Source organism: Micromonospora sp. NPDC005215, assembly GCF_040607915.1.
Lineage (GTDB): Bacteria > Actinomycetota > Actinomycetes > Mycobacteriales > Micromonosporaceae > Micromonospora.
Genome location: NZ_JBEXHQ010000001.1, coordinates 411,657 through 432,488 on the forward strand (window position 1 = coordinate 411,657; position 20,832 = coordinate 432,488).

Sequence of the window (20,832 nt, forward strand, 5' to 3'; positions counted from 1 at the left end):
AGCACCGGGGGCAGGAGCAGCGACGGGAATCCCGGCGCGGCTGCGCGCAGCTTTGATCATGACGGTCGGCGGTATCACGTGGGGCGGCGGCATGTCGCCGACGACCGCGGTGAGCCGTTGGTGCTGGACTGGCGGGCGCCTGTATCCCGGTCGTTCTACCAGGCCAGCGCGCGGGATCCGCAGGGAGTAGCGGTCCGGCGACGGTTCGGGTTCAGCAACGGGGTGCTGACCAGCTTTGAGGATGAGCGTCTCGATCGGGGCGAAGAGCTTGGCACGAACAGTCGGATCCTCACCGCCGAGATCGAGCGGCCACGGGTCGGGCCGATGCGGGACATCGTCGCCACGATTCAGCCGGAGCAGGACGAACTGGTCAGGGCCGACCTTGCCGACTCGATCTGTGTGCAGGGAGCGCCGGGCACCGGGAAGACGGCTGTCGGCCTGCACCGGGCCGCGTACCTGCTCTATCTGCACCGGGAGCGGCTGCGGCGGGCGGGTGTGCTGATCGTCGGGCCGAACAGGGCCTTCATGTCGTACATCGCGGCGGTGTTGCCGGCGCTCGGTGAGGTCGAGGTCGAACAGGCCACTGTGGAGGAGTTGATTGCCCGGGTGCCGGTCCGGGCGGTCGAGGCACCGGCGGTCGCCGTGCTCAAGCACGACGTACGGATGGCGCGTGTGTTGCAACGCGCGGTGCGGGCACAGATCGGCACGCCGACCGAACCGATCACGGTGTCGGACGGTTCGTTCCGGTGGCGGATCGGGCTGGAGCCGTTGCACCGGATCGTCGAGGAGACCCGCCGGGAAGGGCTGCCGTACGGCACGGGTCGGGAGCGGGTCCGCGCGCGAGTGGTGAGCCTGCTGCAACGGCAGGCCGAGGCGCGGCGGGCGGAGTCGCCAAGCGACGCCTGGTTGCGCCGGATGGGCCGCTGCCGGCCGGTGATCGACTTCCTGGACGCGGTCTGGCCGGCGCTCACCCCGGAAGGGCTGGTGTTCGGCCTGCTCTCCGACCCGCGCCGGCTCGCCACCGCGGCGGACGGGCTGCTCAGTGACACCGAGCAGGCGCTGCTCAGCTGGGTGAAGCCGGCCCGTACCGCGAAGGCGACCCGTTGGACCGCCGCCGACGTGGTGCTGCTCGACGAGGCGGCCGGGCTGCTGGAACGGCCCTCCGGTTTTGGGCACGTGGTGGTGGACGAGGCGCAGGACCTCTCCCCGATGCAGTGTCGGGCCATTGCCCGGCGCAGCGAACACGGCTCGGTCACTCTCCTCGGTGACCTCGCCCAGGGCACCGCGCCGTGGGCGGCGACGGACTGGCGGGAGTCCCTCGCCCACCTGGGCAAGCCGGACGCTGTGGTGGTCCCGTTGACTGTGGGTTTCCGGGTGCCCGCCGCGGTGGTCGCGTTCGCGAACCTGCTGCTTCCGGCACTCGCTGTGGACGTACCGCCGGCCGAGTCGCTGCGCCACGACGGCGGGCTGGACGTGCGTACCGTGACCGACCTGGTCGCGGAGACGGTGGCCGAGGTGCGGGCGGCGCTCGCGCACGACGGCTCGGTGGGTGTGATCGCCGCCGACGACGCGGTCGACGGACTGCGCGCGGCGCTGGCCGCCGCCGGTGTCGCGACCGCGACCGCCGACGACGTGGCGGCCGCGGAGCGGGTTACTGTGGTACCCGCGACGCTGGTCAAGGGCCTGGAGTACGACCATGTGGTGGTGGTCGAGCCGGCCGCGATCGTCGCGGCCGAGCCGCGCGGGCTGCACCGGCTGTACGTGGTACTCACCCGGGCGGTGTCCCGGCTGGCGGTGCTGCACCGCGAGCCGCTGCCCGCCCCGCTCGTCGGCGGCTCAGCCGGCTGACACGGCCGTCGCGACCTCCCGCAGGGAGCGGCCGGAGTCAGCCAGCGGCACATGGAACGACAGCCACGACCCGTCGGCGAAGTCGAGTCGCAGCCGCTTCCAGTTCAACCGGTACCGGCCGACCCGGGCGGCCACTGTCGTGCGCGGCGCCGACCCGAGCAGTTCGACGTCGGCCTGGGCCCGTTCGTCCGCCGCCGAGCTGGAGAGCAGGCCGACCGGCGCTGTCGCGCCGAGCAGCAACCGCTCGTCGGTGACAGCCAGCACGATGTCCCGGAGGCCGGAACCCTTCGTCGCCACGGTCAGGGCATGGTGCAGCAGAGACGCCCGCGAACCCGGTTCGCCTCGACCTCCGACCCCGAAGAAGAGCCAGTCGACGGCGTTGTCGGCCCGGCCGACTGTGATGTTCGGCGAGAGCACGTTGAGCAGGACACCCAGTAAGCCCGGCCCGCCGGGGGCAGGGGGCGCCGCCGGCTGCGGGGGCGCCGCCGGGGCCAGACCTCCACCCACCCGGACCCGGGCCACCGCACGCACCCGCTCGTCGGCGGGTAGCAGTCGGGTGAGCCCCTCGACGTACCGTGCGTGACTCTCGTCGAGCGTCATCGGCGCAGCCCGCGGAAGCCCGCCGCCCGGTCTCGGGAAGCCGTGGCGAACACCGTCAGGGCATCCGGCTGGACTTCCAGCTCGCTGTTCGGGCTCGACACGAACCCTCCTCTGTGTCCGGTGCGACGGGTCGGCCGCAACCGCTCCCACCATAGGCACTGCCCACGCGACCGGTGACCCCGCCCGCGATGTCGGGGTCACCGAGCTTTGACGGTGCGTCATAGGGTTCGTTGCGGGAACCCGGAGCAGCCGCGGGGCCGGCTGGCGTTCGAGGAGTACGACGAAACGGTCCGCGGCCTGCTCGACCCCATCCCGCCGAAGGAGCAGCCATGACCCTCGTCCGCGCCGACCAGGCCAGCCGCCGGTACGGCGACGTCCTCGCCCTCGACCGCGTCGACCTGGAAGTCCGGGCCGGTGAGCTGGTCGGCCTGCTCGGGCCGAACGGCGCCGGCAAGAGCACCCTGATGAACCTGCTGGTCGGCCTGCGCCGCCCCACGTCCGGGCGGGTCGAGCTGTTTGGCCACGACCCACGCAACCCGGCGAGCCGCCGGCAGATCGGGGTCACCCCGCAGGAGACCGGCCTGCCGGCCACACTGCGGGTCGGCGAGGTCGTCGACTTCGTCTCGGCGCACTACCCGGACCCGGTGCCGCGCGGGGAGTTGCTCGACCGCTTCGGCCTGGGCGATCTCGCCCGACGGCAGACCGGTGGGCTCTCCGGTGGGCAGCGCCGTCGGTTGGCGGTGGCGCTGGCGTTCGTTGGCCGACCCCGCCTGGTGCTCCTCGACGAACCGACCACCGGGCTGGACGTGGCCGCCCGGCACACCCTGTGGGAGGCGATCCGCGCGTTCCACGCCGACGGCGGCACCGTGCTGTTGAGCAGCCACTACCTGGAGGAGGTGGAGGCGCTGGCACACCGGGTGGTCGTCATCGGGCAGGGCCGGGTGCTCGCCGACGACACAGTGGACGCGGTGCGTGGCATCGTCGGCGTACGCCGGGTCAGCCTGGTCACCGACGGACTCCCCGACCTGCCCGGGGTCGTTCGCAGTGAACGGATCGACGGGCGGCTGCACCTGCTCACCACCGACGCCGACGAGTTGGTCCGCGCGTTGGTCACGGCCCGGACCCCCTTCAGCGACCTGGAGGTACGCCCGACCTCGCTGGAGGAGGCGTTCCTCGCCATCACCAGCGGGGACGCGCCCGGCGGGGACCAGCCCGCCAGCGGAGACCGGCCCGCCACCGCCGCTGCCGGCGGCCGATCCACCACCGCCTGAGGAGGCCACCGTGCAGCTTGCCCTGGTCCACGCCCGCTACCAACTCCTGGAGATCATCCGGATCCCGGTGGCCGTCTTCGGCAGCGCTTTCTTCCCGGCCGCCGCCATGATCTTCTTCGTGGTGCCGTTCGCCGGCGACGACCCGGCCGGCGCCACCTTCGCCACCGCGTCGATGATCACCTTCTCGGTGATGAGTGCCAACATCTTCCAGTACGGGGTCGGCGTCGCGGAGGACCGCGACCAGCCGTGGAACCCGTACACCCGGACCCTGCCGGCCGGGTCGGCACCCCGCTTCGCGGGCCGGGTGCTGGCCGGCCTGGCGCTGACGTACCTCTCACTGATCCCGGTCGTGGTCATCGGCGCGACGCTCACCGCGGCCCGGGTCACCCCGGCGGCGTTCCTGCTGACCGCCGTCACGGTGGCCGTCATCTCGGTGCCGTTCACGCTGATGGGGTTGGCCATCGGTTACTCGCTGCCGAGCAAGGCCGCGATCGTGGTGGCCCAGGTGGTCTTCCTGCCGCTCGCGTTCGGCGGCGGGCTGCTCTCCGCGCCGGGAGACGCGCCCGGGTTCATCGAGACGATCGCACCGTTCCTGCCCACCCGGGGCGCTGCCGAACTGATGTGGTCGGCGGTCGGTGACTACGCCGTCGAGCCGCTGGCACTGATCATGCTCGGCGTCTGGGTGGTGCTGCTCGCCGCGCTCGCTGGCTGGGCCTACCGACGGGACGAGGGTCGCCGGTTCAGCTGACGATTCGTCCGTTTCCGCCCCGCGCCGCAGCGGGACGGTGCCAGGATTCCGGCAGGGGGTCGACGTGGCCGCCCGGGCCGAGAGGGGTAGTTGACAGTGAGCACCGTCCCGCCGGGCACGCCCTGCTGGGCCGACCTGGCCACCCCGGACCTGACCGACGCGCGGCGCTTCTACCCCGAGCTGTTCGGTTGGACCGGCCGGGTCACCCCGGAGCCCGAGGCGGGCGGCTACACGGTCTTCCTGCTCGACGGCAAACCGGTGGCCGGGGCCGGGCCGCCAGCGATCCCGGACCAGGTGCCCATCTGGTCGACGTACCTCGCCACCGACGACGCCGAACTGGTCGCCGGCCGGGTCGAACGGGCCGGCGGTCAGGTGGTGGTGCCGCCGTTCGAGGTCTTCGACCGAGGCTGGATGGCGGTCTTCGCCGACCCGGCGGGCGCCACGTTCAGCGTCTGGCAGCCGCTGGCGATGCCCGGCGCCGAGGTGTTCAACGTGCCGGGCGCGATGAGCTGGAACGAGCTGGTCACCCCCGACCCCGAGGGCGCGAAGGTCTTCTACGAGCTGGTGTTCGGCTGGCAGCCCGACGACCAGGCGGTGGGCGGGATGACGTACACCGGGTGGCGGCTCGGGACGCAGATCGTCGCCGGGATGATGCCGCCGCTGGCCGACGACTTCCCGGCCGACCTGCCCGCGTACTGGACTGTGTACTTCGCGGTTACCGACGCCGACGCCGCCGCGGCCCGCGCCGCCGAGCTGGGCGGGACGATTCTCGTCCCACCCCGCGACATCCCGGCAGGCCGGTTCGCGGCACTCCGCGACCCCCAGGGCGCCCTCTTCTCCGTCATCGACCTGGGCCCCTGACCCGGACCGGCCTCGCGCACCGCCCGCGACCCGCCACGATCGCGCCGGATCCTGGACGTGGGGTGCCGGCCGGTGTTACCGGTCGGCGCGGGGGCGCACCGGGACCACCAGTGGGCCGTGGGCGCCGGGGACGACCCGCACGCTGGCCCGGTAGTGAGTGGCGAGCAGGTGCTCGGTCAGCACCTCGGCCGGGGTTCCGGCGGCCACCACCTGACCGCTGGCGAGCATGACCATCCGGTCGGCGTACTCGCCGGCCAGGGAGAGGTCGTGCATCGTGGCGAGGACGGTCAGGCCGTGCTCGCGGCGCAGCTGGTCGACCAGCTCCAGCACCTCCTGCTGGTGACCGATGTCGAGCGCGCTGGTCGGCTCGTCGAGCAGCAGCAGCGTCGCGCCCTGGGCGAGCGCGCGGGCGAGGAACACCCGCTGCCGTTCACCCCCGGAGAGGGTGGCCAGTTCGCGGCGCTGGAAGCCGGTGAGGTTCAACCGCCGCAGCACGTCGTACACGGCGTCGACGTCGGCAGTCGACTCCCGGCCCAGCGCCGGGATGTACGGGGTGCGCCCGAGCAGCACGTAGTCCAGCACCGACATGCCGGGCGGTACCACCGGGGACTGCGCCACAGTGGCCACCACCCGGGCGCGGTCCCGGCGGCGCAGCGCGGCGCTCGCCGTACCGAACAGGGTGATCGCCCCCGGCGCGGGCAGCAGGCCGCCGACGGCGCGCAGCAGTGTCGACTTGCCGGCGCCGTTCGGGCCGATCACGGTGACCCATTCGCCGACGGCGACGGTGAGGTCGACGCCGGTCAGGATCGGCGTGCCGTCCAGGCTGACGTGCAGCCCGCGTACCTCGACGGCCGGCACGACGCCGTCGGCCGACCGAGCGCCAGCGGACGGACCAGCGGTGGGTTCGGGACTCATGTGAGCGCCCGGCGGGCGGTTCGCAACACGAGCACGAAGAACGGGCCGCCCAGCAGGGCGGTCACCACTCCGATCGGCACCTCGGAGGGGGCGGCGGCGGTGCGGGCCACCACGTCGGTAAGCGCCAGGAACGCGCCGCCGAACAGCAGCGACATCGGCAGGATCACCCGGTAGCTCGATCCGGCGAGCAGCCGGACGGTGTGCGGCACGATGATGCCGACGAAGCCGATCAGGCCGGTCGCGGAGACCGCCGCCGCGGTGCCCAGGGAGGCGGCGGCGATCAGCAGGTACCGGGTGCGCTGCGGGTGCAGGCCCAGACTCCGCGCCTCGTCGTCGCCGACCGCGAGGACGTCCAGCTCGCGGCGGTGCAGCAGCACCACCACGGTGGTCAGCGCGGCGTACGGCAACACCAGCAGCACGTCGTGCCAACCGGCGGTGGCCAGCCGACCGAGCAGCCAGGAGTAGACCGGCTGGATGCTGTCGGAGTGTCGTTGCAGCAGGTACGTCTGCCCGGCGGAGAGGAACGCGGAGACCGCCACCCCGGCCAGGATCAGCATCGCGGGCGAGCCGCCTCGCCCGCCGGCCGCGCCGAGCACGTACGTCATCGTGACAGCTAGCAGCGATCCGGCGAACGCGGCCAGCGGGATGGTCATCGGCAGCCCGGAGATCGCACCCTGCCGGCCGGCGCCGCCGAGGGCGATCGCCGCGGTGACCGCGAGGCCGGCGCCCGCTGCCACACCGAGCAAATACGGGTCGGCCAGCGGGTTACGGAACACACCCTGGTAGCACCCGCCGGCCATGGCGAGCAGGCCACCGACGAGCAGGCCCAGCACCACCCGGGGCAGCCGCAGCTCGGTGACGATCGCGATCTCCCGCTCGGTCAGCCCGCTGTCGAGGTGCACGCCCGGGATCAGGTTGAGCAGCTCGGCGGCGACGCTGCCCGGGGGCAGGCTCACCGGGCCGAGCGACACCCCGACGACGAGCGCGACGAGCACCGCGAACACCCCGGCGACCAACCAGCGCATCCGCAGCCCGGCAGGCCGGGCCACGGACAGCTGCTCAGCGGGCCGCGCCACCGCCTGCTGCTCAGCGGGCCGCGCCACGGACAGCTGCCCAGCCGGCCGCGCCACGGACGACGCCGCAGCGGGTGAGCCCGCGGGTGGGGTATCGGCCGGCCGATTGGTTGGTACCGGTTCGGACACCTGTCGTGACCCGTTCACTTACCGGCGACGGTCACGCGGGCACCTTGGCGACCGCGTCGATGATCACCCGGAGCAGGTCCACGACGCGCGGCCCCCACCGGGAGGCGACGTCGTCGTCCAGCGCGACCACCTGGTTGTTCTTGACCGCGGTGAGGCCGGCCCAGCCACTGCGAGCCTTTACCGTGTCGGCGTTCTGCTGGCAGCACTTGGCGTCGGCCAGGAAGACGAAGTCCGGGTTGGCCTTGACGATGAACTCCTGGGACAGCTGCGGGTAGCCGGCGTTCTTGCCGTCCGCGTCGGCCGGGTCGGCGATGTTGGTCAGACCGACCTGGCTGTAGAGCGAGCCGATGAAGGTGTTGCTTGTCGCGCTGTACAGCTCCGGGCCCAGCTCGTGGAAGTAGGTGAGCTTCTCGGCACGCTGCGGCAGGTCCTTGACCAGCTTGGCGATGTCGTCCTTCATCCGGGTGGCGACGTCGGTGGCCTGGTCGGCGTGCCCGGTCAGCGTGCCCAGCTCGGTGATCTGCCGGTACGAGTCGTCGAGCGTGGTCGCCGCCGGGGTCAGGTAGACCGGGATCTTCAGCGTTTTGAGCTGGTCGACGATCTTGTTGCGGTCGTCGGAGAGCACCACGAGGTCCGGGTTCTTACCGGCGATCGCCTCGGCGTTCGGCTGGAAGGCGGAGAGGTCGGTCTTCGGCGCGTCGGCCGGGTAGTTCGACTGGTCGTCGACTGCGGTCACCTGCGGGCCGGCGCCGATCGCGAAGAGCATCTCGGTGGCGGTGGGCGACAGCGCGACGATCTTCTCGGGGCGCTTGTCGAGAGTGAGCGCGCCGACCGTGACCGGGTACGCGGCGGCCGCGGTGCCGGCACTGGGCTTGTCGTCGGCCTTCTCGGCGCAGGCGCCGAGGGCGAGCGCGGCGACCGCGAGGGTCGCGGCGAAGAGCCGAGGGGTACGTCTGAACATGGGGGCCTCCTGTCGGTCGAGGAGTGTGGTGCTTCGCCGACAGGGACTTTCGTACGCCCGCCCACGAGGCGCCCTTCCTCGAGAGCGCGTATCGCGACCGATCCGTAGGCGACCTGGCTCGTCCCCACCGGCTGGTGGGGCATCACAGTTGCGGGACAGCGCCGGGTTTCGCACCGGCTTCGCTGCGGACTGGTCGCTAAGACGGTAGCGCACTGCCGGGACGTGCCGGATCGATCAAGGACCGATCACTGTTTGTCGATCGACCTGGCAGCCACAGGGAGGCATATGTCCCGGATCTGGAGGCTCGGGAGCGGGTGGTGGGGCCCCGTCGGGGGCGGGACGGGGCCCCACCCGATCAGGAGGACGTGATGGTGACGTTGTCCACAGCGGCCTCCACGAGGCTGGCTCCGGAGGCATCCGCCGCCTCGACGAGGATGCGGACCGACTGGCCGGCGTACGGGCTGAGGTTGAGGTTGGCCACCGCCCAGCTCCCGTTACGGTTGGCCGCCGCGCCGGCCTGGCTGAGCAGCGCTGTCGTGCCGCCGTTGTGCACCACGCTCACCCGCAGGTAGTCCGCCGAGGAGGCGTTCGACCCGTGTGCCAGGTACCAGGCCAGCGAGAGGGTCAGCGTGCCGGACGACGGCAGGGTCACCGCCGGGGACCGGGCGCTGGTCACCCCACCGTCGAGGTCGTAGTCACCCGCCGCCGAGCCGGCGAGCCGGCCGGTGACCAGATCGTTGGATCCGGCGTACGGGGTGAGCTGCTTGGCGCCGGAGGACGTGGTCGCCTGGGCGGCACCCCGTTCCCAGGCGCCGAGGGTGGCGGTGTCGGTGCCGGCCGGGTTGATGGTCCACCCGGTGGCGGTCTCGAAGGTGTCCGACCAGACCGTGGTGCCGCCACCACCGCCGCAGTACTGCGACTGCTTGCCGATGGCCCGGTACGGACAGTCGGCGTACTCACTGAGCAGCAGCACGGCCTCCCGGTTACGGGTGGTCTGCGCCGAGATCACCTCGTCGGGCGGGTAGAAGCCGCCGCCGCCGGACGAGCCGGGGTACATCTCGAAGGTGTACGCCCAGATGTTGTGGGTGGCCCACATCCAGTCGAGGCTGTCCCCGTCGGTGATGTAGAGGTCGCTGGACTGCTCCGGGGTGTAGCTGTTGGTGGCCGCCATCTGCTGACCGATGGTGGCGAAGGTGTTGTACTGGTCCGCGCTCATCCCGGTCGCGGTGTTAGCTGTGGTGTAGCCGTACGGCCAGAGCACCAGCTGCGAGTACGTGTGGAAGTCGATGTTCGCCTTGATCTGCTGCACGCCGCCGACCACCCGGCCGTTGACGAAGTTGCGCAGCGCCTGCGTCTCGGGGGCGGAGAACGCCGACGGACCGCGGTAGGTCTCCGACGAGGTGCTGCTGGACGAGCCGCCGCAGCAGCCCCAGTTGTAGCCCCAGTTGCGGTTCAGGTCGGTGCCGACGTTCGACGAACCGCTGTTGGGCTGCCGGTTCTTGCGCCAGGACCGGTACGACCCGGTGGCGATGTCGTATTCGCTGCCGTCCGGGTTGACCGTCGGCACGATCCAGATCTCGCGGCTGTTGACGATGTTGCTGATCCGGGAGTCGTTGCCATAGCTGTCGGTGAAGAGGTTGAGCAGGTAGATCGCCATCTCGACGGTCAGGTGCTCGCGGGCGTGCTGCTGGGAGTTGAACAGGATCTCCGGCTCGCTCTCGTCGGTGCCGACGTTGTCGGAGATCTTCACCGCCATCAGGTCGCGACCCTCGTACGACGAACCGATGCTGATCTTGCGGGCGATCGCCGGGTGGTCGGCGACGACCTGGTTCACGACGGCTGTCAGTTCCGCGTAGTCGTGGTAGTTGGAGTCGGCGGGCGGGAAGGCCATGGTGCCGATCTCGCCGGCGCCGCGCTCGGCGTTGGGCGGTGGGGCGAGCGGTTCGAGCCGGAAGCCGAGCTTGCCGATCGCGGCGGCCTCACCGGCGGTAGCCGAGATGTGCAGGACTCCGTGTTCGGAGTAGTCGATGGCGGCTCCGGTGCGGGCCACCGCGTTGCGGTCGGCGAGAGTCCGGGGCCCGAGCACCCGGTAGCTGGCGGCGGCCGGCTCGGTGGTGCGGTCCGGCGCGGGTCGGGCGGCGACCGGACCTGCGGCGACGGTGACGATGCCGAGTCCGGTGACGACGGCGAGCACCAGGACGCGGCGGAGGGGGATGGGCGTGCGGAGGGCCATGGACTACCTCCTCGATGGGCGGGAGATCCCGCTCGGTGAAGGACACTTCACCATCTGTCACATGGTCATATCAATATTGATCGTTACCTGGTCCATCCCAGGTGGATCATCACGGCGGCAATGATTTTCCATCCGTCAACGTCTGGCGAAACTTCTTTCCGAGCGGAAGACTGACCTGCGACGATGCCCCTCTCGACACCGCGGAGCCCTCATGGCCAGATCCCGCATGCGCGCGGGCGCCCTCGCCGGCGTCACCGCGCTCACCCTGCTCGCCACCACCGCGCCCGCGATGGCAGGCCGACCACCCGCCGTCGGTCACGACGAGCAGATCACCTTCCAGGACTGGTCCGGGCCCGCCGACTGGCACCGCGGCAGCCGGGCCGGCACCCGCGTGGTGCCCGGCGCCCGAGCGGGCCTCACCCTGGCCCGCCCGGCCGGCACCACCGAGTACGCCGACCCACACACCGGCAACACCCGCACCTGGGAGTACGGCACCTGGACCTCACCGGTGACCCGGATCGGGTTCGACGCCACCGAACTGATCGCCTCGTGGAACGCGGAGACCCCCGCCGGCACCTGGATCCAGGTGGAGATGCAGGGCAGCTACACCAGCGGTGACCAGACCCCGTGGTACGTCATGGGTCGCTGGGCGTCCGGCGACACCGACATCAAGCGGACCAGCGTCGAACCGCAGGGCGACCCCTGGTCGACGATCTGGACCGACACCTTCAGCATCGACGACGCCACCGTCGGGGTGCTGCTGCGGTCCTACCAGCTCCGGCTGACCCTCTACCGGGCACCCGGGCAGACCGCCGCGCCGGTGGTCCGGATGGTCGGCGCGATGAGTTCGACAGTGCCGGACCGCTTCACAGTGCCGCCGAGCGCCGGGCACATCGCCTGGGGCGTCGAGCTGCCGGTGCCGCGCTACTCGCAGAACGTGCACGCCGGGCACTACCCCGAGTACGACGGCGGCGGCGAGGCGTGGTGCTCGCCCACCTCCACCGAGATGGTGGTCGAGTACTGGGGTCGCAAGCCGTCGACGGCCGACACCTCCTGGGTGGACCCGACCTACCCGGACCCGACGGTCAACCACGCCGCCCGGATGGTCTTCGACTACGCGTACGACGGGGCCGGCAACTGGCCGTTCAACACCGCGTACGCGGCCAGCTTCCCCGGCTTGGAGGGGCGGGTGACCCGGCTGCACTCACTGGACGAGCTGGAGCGTTTCATCGCCGCCGGCATCCCCGTCGTGACCAGCCAGTCCTTCCTCGCCAGTGAGCTGGACGGGGCGAACTACGGCACCTCCGGGCACCTCTTCGTGGTGGTCGGCTTCACCGCCGACGGCGACGTGATCGTCAACGACCCGGCCTCGTCCAGCAACGAGGTGGTGCGCAACGTCTACAAGCGCGCGCAGTTCGAGCAGATCTGGCTGCGGACCAAGCGCACCAACGCCAGCGGGGGCGTCTCCGGCGGCTCCGGCGGCATCGCGTACCTGATCAAGCCGCTCAACAAGCCTTGGCCCAAGGTCCCCAACTCCACCAACTGGTGACCCAACTCGGGTGATCAAGAGGTTCGCGTCACCGGATCGGCTCTCGGTGACGCGAACCTCTTGATCAACGCGCGGTGTCCGGGCCTTCGGTGGGGCGGGTGGGTGGGTTGGCGTCGGGGTTCGGGTTGTCTTCGCCGGCCAGGGCGGAGCGGAGGCGTTCCTTCTCCGTCCGGCGACGCTCGGTGGCGTCGGCCATCTCCCCCGCCAGCTCGTCGCGCCAGCCGCGGAGCAGGAAGAAGGAGAGCGCGGCGGAGAAGACCAACGCCAACATCAGCTTCAGGAACACGTTCATGTCGATCAGCCAGAGGCCCGCCAGCACGGCGACGAACAGCCCGATCCGGCCCAGCGTGTACTTGAGCGCGGCGCTCACCTGCACCACTCCGTTCTCTCCGTCGCCCGCCGGTGCCGGCGGGAAAGTCGATCCGCCCGGCGGGCGGTCCCGGTCAGCCGGTCCGGCGGGTCAACCAGCGCACGCCCGGGAACCAGATCATCGCGTACGCCACAGTGAACGCCCCCGCCGCCAACGTCCCGGAGAGCAACGTCGGCAGGCCGGCGCCCAGACCGGCGATCAGCAGCCCGACGACCACCCCGACGGCGGCGGCGACCACCGCTGCCACCACCCGGGCCGCGCCGAACTCCCAGGCCCGGAAATCGTCCCAGAACAGCCAGGCCGGCAGGATCACGGCCAGCCAACCGTTCGTGTGCCCGAAGTCGCCGGCGCCGATCGAGGCGAACGCCCAGTCGAACAGCACCAACGCCAGCGCACCGATCACCAGACCGGCCAGGCACACCCCGAGCAGATCGCCCAGGGTACGAACGCGCCCCTCGGCGTCCCGGCGGGGAAACCCGCCCTGCTGCTCGGAACCACTCTGCTCGGTCATCGACTGCGAGGGTACGTGGCGGCTCAGGCCCAGACCTGCTGCGGCTCGGCGCGACGCTCGGCCAGCGACGGGGCCTTGTCGTACTCGCGCACCACGTTGTAGCGCGTGTCCCGCTCCACCGGCTGGAAACCGGCGTCCCAGATCAGGTGCAGCAGGTCCTCGCGGTGCATGGTGTTCGGGGTGCCGTACGAGTCGGCGTCGTGCGTGATCTTGTATTCGACGACCGAGCCGTCCAGGTCGTCCACGCCGAAGTTGAGCGAGAGCTGGGCCACCGACAGCCCGTGCATCACCCAGAAGTTCTTCACGTGCGGCACGTTGTCGAAGAGCAGCCGGGAGACGGCGAACGTCTTCAGCGACTCGGCCGGCGAGGCCATCGTGGTACGCGCCTGGATCCGGTTACGGATCTTGCCGTCCGCCGAGTCCACGAAGTCGTGCTGGTAGCGCAGCGGGATGAAGACCGCGAAGCCACCCGTCTCGTCCTGCAACTCCCGCAGCCGCAGCACGTGGTCGACCCGGTGCCGGGGCTCCTCGATGTGGCCGTACAGCATCGTGGCCGGGGTCTTCATGCCCTTGCCGTGCGCCAGGGCGTGGATGCGCGACCAGTCTTCCCAGTGGCAGGCGTGGTCCACGATGTGCTGGCGGACCTCCCAGTCGAAGATCTCCGCGCCACCGCCGGTCAGCGACTCCAGGCCGGCGTCCATCAGCTCGTCGAGGATCTCGTCGGCGCTCAGGCCGCTGATCTTCTCGAACCACTGCACCTCGGTCGCCGTGAAGCACTTGAGCTTGACGTTCGGCAGCGCCGCCTTCAGCTCACGCAGCACCTTCGGGTAGTAACGCCAGGGCAGCGTGGGGTGCAGGCCGTTGACGATGTGCAACTCGGTGAGCTGCTCATCCTCCATCTCCTTGGCCTTGCGGACCGCCTCGTCGATGCGCATCGTGTACGCGTCCTTCTCGCCCGGCTTGCGCTGGAACGAGCAGTACGCACAGGACGCCGAGCAGACGTTCGTCAGATTGAGGTGCCGGTTGACGTTGAACATCACCCGGTCGCCGTTGAGCTCGGTGCGCCGGTGGTGGGCGAGCCGCCCCAACCAGGTCAGGTCGTCGCTCTCGTAGAGGGCGACCCCGTCCTCGCGGGTCAGCCGCTCACCGGCGTACACCTTCGCTTCGAGCTCACGCTTGAGTCCGGCGTCCATGGCACGTCCCTTCCACCTGCGGTCGGATCGAGCGTACGTCGAGGGGCCGACCACCCCGGCGGCACGGTCGGTGACAGCGACCCACTTCACCAGACTCTCAGCCTCCCGTAACCCGGCAACGCATCGACATGAGTGGCAAGGTGCGGTAGTAACAAGGTGGGGCGGAACACACACACTGGTACCGTCCCGGCGGTCGCGCCCACCGAGCGCGGCGACGAGCGGTTGAACGGGGAGCGGAATGGTCTACAGCGGGCGCGGGCGACGGCAGCGACGACGGAGCCCGGTGATCTCACCGGTCCTGCGTCCGAAGCTCTGGGCCGCCCTGCTCGGCGCGATCGCCGCCGCCGTGCTGGCCACCCCCGTGTACGCCGATCCGGCGATGCCCACGACGGTGCCGGACACCGGCGCCCGCCCGCCGGCGGTCGGCGCGCTCCAACTGCCCGGCGCCCCACCCTTCGGCGGCGTCCCGTCGCCACCGGTGGGCACCATCGGCACCGGCCCGCTGGCCGCGCAGATCTACGCCGCCGAGACCCAGGTCGGCACGCTCGGCGAGGCGCTCCTCAAGAGTCGACAGAAACGCACCGACGCCCAAGCCCAGCTCGAAGCTGCCGGCAAGGTGCTCGCGACCACGCAGGACGCCCTGCTCCGGGCCCAGCAGGAGGCCGACGCCGCCGCCGCGGACGCCGTCAAGGCAGATGCCGCGCTGCCGCCCGGCGAGTTCGCCCAGGACCTCCGTGGGCTGAGCCGCCTACAGCAGATCACCCGCGGCGAGAAGGTCGACGGCGGCACCACCGGGGTGACCGGGGCGTTGGCCCGTGCCCGTGCCGACGAGCAGGCCGCCTACCAGAAGCACACCGAGGCCAAGGATCTGCTCGCCACCGCCCAAACGGAGTTCACCACTGGCGAGACGGCACTCCGCACGGCCGAGGCGAGCCTGCTCACTCTGCGCCGGAACAACGCCGACCAGCTGATCGAGATCGAGCGCCAGCAGGAAGCCGCCGAGCAGCAGTTCGGCGCCGACTACGTCACCAACCAGAACATCAGCGGGATGGCCGCGCACCCCCGGGCGATGGCCGCGGTCCGGTACGCGCTGGCCCAGCTCGGCGACCCGTACAAGTGGTCCGAGGAGGGGCCGGACGAGTTCGACTGCTCCGGTCTGATGTGGGCGGCGTACCGGTCCCCGGGCGCCGACTACTTCGACCTGCCGCGGGTCTCCCGCGACCAGTACGCGGCCACCCGGAGCCGGACCGTGCCGCAGAGCGCGCTGCTCCCCGGCGACCTGCTCTTCTTCGCATCCGGCAGCAGCTGGACGACGATCCACCACGTCGCCATGTACATCGGCAACGGCAAGATGGTGCAGGCGCCCACCACCGGCGACGTCGTCAAGATCTCGGTCGTCAGCTGGACCCGGCTGTATGCCGCGACCCGGGTGATCGGCGCGGTGCCGGCGCCGATCGTGACCGTTCCGACCCCGCCGGTCACGACGCCCACCGTCAAGCCCACCCCGAAGCCGACGCCCACTCCCAAGCCCACGCCGACCACGAAGCCGCCGTCCACCCCGACGCCGACCGGGTCGGCCACCCCGTCGCCCACCGGCAGCGCGACGCCGACGCCCACGCCCACGCCGACCGAGAGCGCCTCGCCGACCCCGACGGCCACCCCGGACAACACGCCGTCGACGCTGCCCTCGGCGCCCACCAGCGCACCGGTCAGCACCGCCCCGACGACCACACCGAAGGCCAGCACGAGCGTGACGGGCAGCGGCAGCTCGACGGGCAGCCCCAGCGCCACTGGTTGATCCGCCACGACCGGCTCCGGCTGTCCGCTCGGGGAGATCTGTGGCACCGTGACAACCAGGCACATCCGACCCGACGTCTCGGGTCCGGGTGCGAGCATGGCGCGGAGGGCGGAGATGGCCGAGCAGAGTGATCCGGCGGAGACGGTCGACCCCGTGGTCGACCAAGCCGACCCGTCAGGGCCGGGCGCCCTCGACCCGGCGTCCACCACCGAGGGCTCCGCAGCGGCCCCCGCCGCCGGCCCGGCCAGCACCGACGCCGAACCGGCGGGCTCTGACACCGGCCCAGCCACCACCGCGGACGCGGCGGGCTCTGACACCGGCCCGGCCACCACCGCGGACGCGGCGGGCTCTGACGCCGGCCCGGCCACCACCGCCGGCCCGGCTGGCTCTGACGCCGACCCGGTTTCCGGCGGCACCGCCACCGGTGACGACGCCTCCGTCGACGTCGACGCTGCTCCCGGCGGTAGCGGCGTCGCCGCGGACGTTCCTGGCCCGGCCGCCGGGCTGCCGGCAGTCGCCCACCCCAGCGCCGACCAGCCCGCGCCCGCCGACGATCACCCGGACCAGGCCGCCGCACCGGTGCGAGCCCGAGCCAGCGTCGCGACCGCCGGGGCTCTCCGCAGTGACCTGCCGGCCAGCGCCCCGGTCACCGCAACCACCTACCGCGCGACCGGCTCCGCCGGTTCCGCCGGTTCCGCCGGTTCCGCCGGCTCGACCGGTTCCGCCGGCTTCGCCGATGTCTCGTTGCCGGGGCAGCGAAGGGACTCGACCGCGCCGGCTCGGGCCAGCGCCACGGTTCCGGGCAGCAGTCGGGCCACGCCCGGCGCCCTCGGCGCTCCGGACTCCAGGGGCAGCACGCCCGCCGTGTACCGGGCCGGGCCGGCGCGTCCCGAGCCAGCCGACCCGGGGCAGGCACCCGAGCCCGCCCAGCCGCCGGCACCGGAGCCGGAGCCGACACCCACGCCACCCGGCCCCGGGCCGACCCACCCGTCGCCAGCCGAACCGGAGCCCGCGCCAACCCCGGGGCCGTACCCGACGCCCCGACCCACGCCGCCACTCGGTCCGGTTCCACCCGTCCCGGGTCCACCCATCCCGCCGCCCCCGCCGATGCCGCCCATTCCGGGCCCGCCAGCACCGCCCATCCCGAGCCCGCCCTTGCCGCCACCCGCTCCGCCGGTGCCCGCGCCGCCAGGCCCGCCCGGACCGATGCCGGCACCGCCGTTCCCACCGCCGCCGGCGATGATCGACACGCCCGGGGTACGGGCCAGCGCGGCGGTTTCCGCACCGCCAGCCGGGTGGCCGTCCACCGCCGGAACGGCACGCCCGGCATCCGGTGACGGGTGGGCCGGGGCACCCGTCCCCGCGCCGCCGGTGGTGCCCGCGCCCGCCTTGCCGAGTTGGCCGCCGTCGACCGCTAGCGCCTCCCGGTCGGCCGGGAATGGCAGCGAAAACTCGCGCGGGGCCGCCGGCGCTTCCCCGTCGACCGGGAATGGCGGCGGGAACTCGCGCGGGGGCACGTCGACGGGCAGGCCTTCGGGTGGCTCTGCCCCCCATGGCGCGGCCGGCGCCGGCGGAGGTCGGCATGACGGCGGCTCTGACCTGGCCGGCACCGTCTACGGCAGCGGCGAGGGGCCGGGCTTCACCACGATCGCGATGCCCGCCAACGCGGTGGAGAATTCCGGGTCGCTGACCGGGCACATCCTGGCTCAGGGCTGGTCGGACACGCCGGCCGAACGGTCCAGGAACACCCGGGTGATGATCGTCCTGGCCGCCGCTCTGGGGCTGCTGGTGGCGATCAGCGTCATGGTCGTACTCCTCGCCGGTGACGCGCTGGACGGTCTGGTCGGCAACGTGCTCAACGGGTGAGTCGCCGAGCGGGACGATGGTGAGTCCGCCCACTACCGTCCGGCAACCGGCTGGCGGCTTCGCCGGATCGCCGTACACTGGTCGAGATCACTGACCCGGCGCGCGTGGTGTGCGCCCCTGGGCGATCTTGCGGGCGATCCGGCGGCACAGCCGCGGCAGGCCATCGCGAAGATGCGCCCCGCTCGAAAGGTTTTTGTTGACCACCTCTGCTGACCCCAGCACTGTTACGTCCGTTTCCAACCCCGCTCCGACGACCGACGCCGCCCGGGAGCAGCTCGACGCCTCCCCGAGCGAGGCCGGCACCGCGCCGGCCGGCACCGCCGCCCAGCCGGCCGAGCCCGCCCCGACGGCCACCGCCGATCCGATCAGCTTCGCCTCCCTCGGCCTGCCCGAGCCGCTGGTCCGCGCGCTGGCCCAGCAGGGCATCACCAGCCCGTTCGAGATCCAGCGGGCCACCGTTCCGGACGCGCTGGCCGGCCGTGACGTGCTGGGCCGTGGGCAGACCGGTTCGGGCAAGACGCTGGCCTTCGGCCTGCCGATGATCGCCCGGCTGGCCAACCGCAACCGGGCCCGGCCGATGCGTCCGCGCGCCCTGGTCCTGGTTCCCACCCGCGAGCTGGCCATGCAGGTCAACGACGCGCTGGTGCCGCTGGGCAAGTCCGTCGGCATCTTCCTCAAGACCGCCGTCGGTGGTGTCCCGTACGACCGTCAGATCGACGCGCTGCGGCGCGGCGTGGAGATCATCGTGGCCACTCCGGGCCGGCTCGGCGACCTGATCGAGCGGGGCATCTGCCAGCTCGACGACGTCGAGGTCACGGTGCTCGACGAGGCCGACCAGATGGCCGACATGGGCTTCCTGCCCGAGGTGACCGCCCTGCTGTCGAAGACGCCCGCGAACAGTCAGCGGCTGCTCTTCTCGGCGACTCTCGACGGTGACGTCGACGCGCTGGTCAGGCGGTTCATGACCGATCCGGTGACGCACTCCACGGCGCCGTCCACCGCATCGGTGTCCACCATGGATCACCACATGCTGTTGATTCCGCCGCACGAGAAGTTCCCGGTGGCGGCCTCGATCGCCGCCCGCGACGGCCGGACGATGGTCTTCGCCCGCACCCAGCTCGGGGTGGACCGGCTGGTCGAGCAACTCGCGGCGGTCGGCGTACGCGCCGGTGGGCTGCACGGCGGCAAGACCCAGCGGATGCGTACCAAGACGTTGGCCGAGTTCCGTGAGGGCCGGATGAACGTGCTGGTCGCCACGGATGTGGCGGCTCGGGGCATCCACGTCGACGGCGTCACCCTGGTGCTGCACGTCGACCCGCCGAAGGACCCCAAGGACTACCTGCACCGCGCGGGGCGCACGGCCCGGGCGGGCGAGTCGGGCGCGGTCGCCACCCTGGTGCTGCCCAAGCAGCGCCGCACCACGCTGGCGATGATGGAGAAGGCCGGCGTCGCGCCGGCCGAGACCCGGGTGCGGGTCGGCGACGCGGCACTGGCCGAGCTGGTCGGTGCCCGCGAGCCCAGCGGCGTCCCGGTTCGCGTCGAGGCGGAGCCCCGGGGTTACGGCGACCGCTCCGGCGGCTCGCGTCGCTTCGACGACCGCTCCGGCGGCCCGCGCCGGTTCGGTGACCGCACGGGCGGCGAGCGCCGCTACGGCGACCGGCCCACCGGCGACCGCCGTTTCGGCGACCGGCCGCAGGGTGACCGGCCGACCGGTGAGCGTCGCTTCGGCGACCGGCCGCAGGGTGACCGCCAGTACGGCGACCGGCCCACCGGTGAGCGTCGCTTCGGCGACCGCCCGCAGGGTGACCGCCAGTACGGCGACCGGCCGCAGGGCGAGCGTCGTTACGGCGACCGGCCGACCGGTGAACGGCGTTACGCCGATCGGGACACCCGGGGTTACAGCGACCGGCCGCAGTCTGGCGACCGCGACGGTCGTCCGACCGGTGAGCGGCGCTACGGCGACCGTTCGCAGGGTGACCGCCAGTACGGCGACCGGCCCACCGGCGACCGGCCCACCGGTGAGCGTCGCTTCGGTGACCGCGACACTCGGGGTGGCTTCCGCCCGGAGAGCCGGGTTCGGGACGATCGTCCCCGCGACGACCGGCCGCGCGACGACCGCCCGCGCGACGACCGGCGCGGTTTCGGCGGGCGACCGCCGGCGCGTACCCACTGATCTGACTGTCCATCGAACGCCGTCGCGAAGGCCCATCCTTCGCGGCGGCGTTCGCGCATGCCCTGCCGATGTCGGCGCCGTCGCGTAACGTCCGGCTCATGCCGACCATGCCGAAGTCCATCTTCTGGTCCCGGACGGACACCGCCGGCAGCGAGCAGGTGCTGCTCGACGACGGTCGCGGGTTGACGGCCCGAGGCACCCTGCTCGCCGTGGACCCGATCCCCTGGACCGCCCGTTACCAGCTGACCACCGCGCCGGACTGGACCACCACCCGGGTCGAGGTCGAGGCCGAAGGGCTGGGCTGGCTGCGCAGGGTGAAGCTGGAACGGGTTACGGACCGGTGGCGGGTGACCACCGCCGAGCAGGGCGATCTGGACGCGGCGCTGGTCGCGGCCGGTCACCCCCGGGCCGGCCTGCCGGGCACTGACGATCCGGACCGGCTGGCCGACGCGCTCGACGTCGACCTGAGCGGCTCGCCGCTGTTCAACACCCTGCCGGTCCACCGGCTCGGGTTGGCCGCCGAGCCGGCCGACCTGGCACACCGGATCACCGTCGCGTGGGTGTTGCTGCCCGGCCTGGAGGTGGTGTCGGCCGAGCAGATCTACACCGGGCTCGGGCCGGGTCGGGTGCGCTTCGCCAGCGGCACCTTCACCGCCGACATCGATCTGGACGACAGCGGCTACGTGGTGCGGTACCCGGGACTGGCCGAACGGATCGACCCGCGCTGACCCGG

18 protein-coding genes are annotated in these 20,832 nt (G+C 72.2%); 9 read left to right on the forward strand and 9 right to left on the reverse strand.

Annotated features, from left to right (window positions below):
- Positions 1-78 precede the first annotated feature (78 nt).
- The gene (locus ABZU25_RS01950) at positions 79-1,848 is read left to right on the forward strand and encodes an AAA family ATPase (RefSeq protein ID WP_355027463.1); all 1,770 of its coding nucleotides are present in this window, start codon (positions 79-81) and stop codon (positions 1,846-1,848) included.
- Here the strand turns inward: ABZU25_RS01950 and ABZU25_RS01955 are convergent.
- Complete coding sequence (locus ABZU25_RS01955; RefSeq protein WP_355027421.1) at positions 1,837-2,448, reverse strand: hypothetical protein; 612 nt, start codon at positions 2,446-2,448, stop codon at positions 1,837-1,839. The genes ABZU25_RS01950 and ABZU25_RS01955 overlap by 12 nt on opposite strands.
- A 329-nt stretch (positions 2,449-2,777) precedes the next feature.
- Here ABZU25_RS01955 and ABZU25_RS01960 point away from each other — a divergent pair, with 329 nt between their 5' ends.
- The 3 genes from ABZU25_RS01960 to ABZU25_RS01970 all read left to right on the forward strand — a co-directional run bounded on the left by ABZU25_RS01960 (position 2,778) and on the right by ABZU25_RS01970 (position 5,328).
- A complete protein-coding gene (locus ABZU25_RS01960) occupies positions 2,778-3,719 on the forward strand; it encodes an ABC transporter ATP-binding protein (protein ID WP_355027422.1) in 942 nt (313 codons plus the stop codon).
- A gap of 10 nt (positions 3,720-3,729) precedes the next feature.
- The gene (locus ABZU25_RS01965; protein WP_355027423.1) at positions 3,730-4,467 is read left to right on the forward strand and encodes an ABC transporter permease; all 738 of its coding nucleotides are present in this window, start codon (positions 3,730-3,732) and stop codon (positions 4,465-4,467) included.
- Between the two features lie 96 nt (positions 4,468-4,563).
- Positions 4,564-5,328 carry a VOC family protein gene (locus ABZU25_RS01970; protein WP_355027424.1) on the forward strand — a complete coding sequence of 255 codons (765 nt, stop codon included), beginning with the start codon at positions 4,564-4,566 and terminating at the stop codon, positions 5,326-5,328.
- Between the two features lie 75 nt (positions 5,329-5,403).
- Here the strand turns inward: ABZU25_RS01970 and ABZU25_RS01975 are convergent, their stop codons facing one another.
- From ABZU25_RS01975 to ABZU25_RS01990, 4 genes are all read right to left on the reverse strand, one after another.
- The gene (locus ABZU25_RS01975) at positions 5,404-6,243 is read right to left on the reverse strand and encodes an ABC transporter ATP-binding protein (protein ID WP_355027425.1); all 840 of its coding nucleotides are present in this window, start codon (positions 6,241-6,243) and stop codon (positions 5,404-5,406) included.
- Positions 6,240-7,268 (reverse strand): iron ABC transporter permease, encoded by a 1,029-nt coding sequence (locus ABZU25_RS01980; protein WP_355027464.1) that lies wholly within the window; start codon positions 7,266-7,268, stop codon positions 6,240-6,242. The genes ABZU25_RS01975 and ABZU25_RS01980 overlap by 4 nt, the downstream gene beginning before the upstream one ends.
- Before the next feature lie 208 nt (positions 7,269-7,476).
- Positions 7,477-8,406 (reverse strand): ABC transporter substrate-binding protein, encoded by a 930-nt coding sequence (locus ABZU25_RS01985; RefSeq protein ID WP_355027426.1) that lies wholly within the window; start codon positions 8,404-8,406, stop codon positions 7,477-7,479.
- Between the two features lie 355 nt (positions 8,407-8,761).
- A complete protein-coding gene (locus ABZU25_RS01990; RefSeq protein ID WP_355027427.1) occupies positions 8,762-10,639 on the reverse strand; it encodes a M14 family zinc carboxypeptidase in 1,878 nt (625 codons plus the stop codon).
- Between the two features lie 211 nt (positions 10,640-10,850).
- On the opposite strand from ABZU25_RS01990, the gene ABZU25_RS01995 reads away from it, so the two are divergent.
- Entirely contained in the window at positions 10,851-12,188 is a 1,338-nt protein-coding gene (locus ABZU25_RS01995) for a C39 family peptidase (protein WP_355027428.1), read from the forward strand.
- Positions 12,189-12,252: 64 nt separating this feature from the next.
- Here ABZU25_RS01995 and ABZU25_RS02000 read toward each other — a convergent pair whose 3' ends face one another.
- From ABZU25_RS02000 to mqnE, 3 genes are all read right to left on the reverse strand, one after another.
- Positions 12,253-12,558: a DUF4229 domain-containing protein gene (locus ABZU25_RS02000; RefSeq protein WP_355027429.1), complete on the reverse strand. Its 306-nt coding sequence runs from the start codon at positions 12,556-12,558 to the stop codon at positions 12,253-12,255.
- 73 nt (positions 12,559-12,631) lie between these two features.
- A complete protein-coding gene (locus ABZU25_RS02005; RefSeq protein ID WP_355027430.1) occupies positions 12,632-13,069 on the reverse strand; it encodes a hypothetical protein in 438 nt (145 codons plus the stop codon).
- 23 nt (positions 13,070-13,092) lie between these two features.
- Positions 13,093-14,262: an aminofutalosine synthase MqnE gene (gene mqnE / locus ABZU25_RS02010; RefSeq protein WP_355027431.1), complete on the reverse strand. Its 1,170-nt coding sequence runs from the start codon at positions 14,260-14,262 to the stop codon at positions 13,093-13,095.
- A 238-nt stretch (positions 14,263-14,500) separates the two neighbouring features.
- Here mqnE and ABZU25_RS02015 point away from each other — a divergent pair, with 238 nt between their 5' ends.
- Positions 14,501-16,060, forward strand: coding sequence for a C40 family peptidase (locus tag ABZU25_RS02015; protein WP_355027432.1), 1,560 nt, complete (start codon positions 14,501-14,503; stop codon positions 16,058-16,060).
- A 659-nt stretch (positions 16,061-16,719) separates the two neighbouring features.
- On the opposite strand, the gene ABZU25_RS02020 is transcribed toward ABZU25_RS02015, so the two are convergent.
- Positions 16,720-17,577 carry a hypothetical protein gene (locus tag ABZU25_RS02020; protein ID WP_355027433.1) on the reverse strand — a complete coding sequence of 286 codons (858 nt, stop codon included), beginning with the start codon at positions 17,575-17,577 and terminating at the stop codon, positions 16,720-16,722.
- A 136-nt stretch (positions 17,578-17,713) separates the two neighbouring features.
- On the opposite strand from ABZU25_RS02020, the gene ABZU25_RS02025 reads away from it, so the two are divergent.
- The 3 genes from ABZU25_RS02025 (at position 17,714) to ABZU25_RS02035 (ending at position 20,827) form a co-directional block, all read left to right on the forward strand.
- On the forward strand, positions 17,714-17,926 hold the full coding sequence (locus ABZU25_RS02025) for a hypothetical protein (RefSeq protein ID WP_355027434.1): 213 nt from the start codon (positions 17,714-17,716) through the stop codon (positions 17,924-17,926).
- A gap of 364 nt (positions 17,927-18,290) precedes the next feature.
- Positions 18,291-20,099, forward strand: coding sequence for a DEAD/DEAH box helicase (locus ABZU25_RS02030; protein ID WP_355027465.1), 1,809 nt, complete (start codon positions 18,291-18,293; stop codon positions 20,097-20,099).
- 107 nt (positions 20,100-20,206) lie between these two features.
- Positions 20,207-20,827 carry a putative glycolipid-binding domain-containing protein gene (locus ABZU25_RS02035; RefSeq protein ID WP_355027466.1) on the forward strand — a complete coding sequence of 207 codons (621 nt, stop codon included), beginning with the start codon at positions 20,207-20,209 and terminating at the stop codon, positions 20,825-20,827.
- Positions 20,828-20,832: the final 5 nt, after the last annotated feature.

Coding starts and splice junctions, on each gene's coding strand:
- ABZU25_RS01955 (WP_355027421.1), bottom strand. CDS start 2,448: ATGACGCTCGACGAGAGTCACGCACGGTACGTCGAGGGGCTCACCCGA.
- ABZU25_RS01960 (WP_355027422.1), top strand. CDS start 2,778: ATGACCCTCGTCCGCGCCGACCAGGCCAGCCGCCGGTACGGCGACGTC.
- ABZU25_RS01975 (WP_355027425.1), bottom strand. CDS start 6,243: ATGAGTCCCGAACCCACCGCTGGTCCGTCCGCTGGCGCTCGGTCGGCC.
- ABZU25_RS01980 (WP_355027464.1), bottom strand. CDS start 7,268: ATGCGCTGGTTGGTCGCCGGGGTGTTCGCGGTGCTCGTCGCGCTCGTC.
- ABZU25_RS01985 (WP_355027426.1), bottom strand. CDS start 8,406: ATGTTCAGACGTACCCCTCGGCTCTTCGCCGCGACCCTCGCGGTCGCC.
- ABZU25_RS01990 (WP_355027427.1), bottom strand. CDS start 10,639: ATGGCCCTCCGCACGCCCATCCCCCTCCGCCGCGTCCTGGTGCTCGCC.
- ABZU25_RS01995 (WP_355027428.1), top strand. CDS start 10,851: ATGGCCAGATCCCGCATGCGCGCGGGCGCCCTCGCCGGCGTCACCGCG.
- ABZU25_RS02005 (WP_355027430.1), bottom strand. CDS start 13,069: ATGACCGAGCAGAGTGGTTCCGAGCAGCAGGGCGGGTTTCCCCGCCGG.
- mqnE (WP_355027431.1), bottom strand. CDS start 14,262: ATGGACGCCGGACTCAAGCGTGAGCTCGAAGCGAAGGTGTACGCCGGT.
- ABZU25_RS02015 (WP_355027432.1), top strand. CDS start 14,501: ATGGTCTACAGCGGGCGCGGGCGACGGCAGCGACGACGGAGCCCGGTG.
- ABZU25_RS02025 (WP_355027434.1), top strand. CDS start 17,714: ATGCCCGCCAACGCGGTGGAGAATTCCGGGTCGCTGACCGGGCACATC.
- ABZU25_RS02035 (WP_355027466.1), top strand. CDS start 20,207: ATGCCGAAGTCCATCTTCTGGTCCCGGACGGACACCGCCGGCAGCGAG.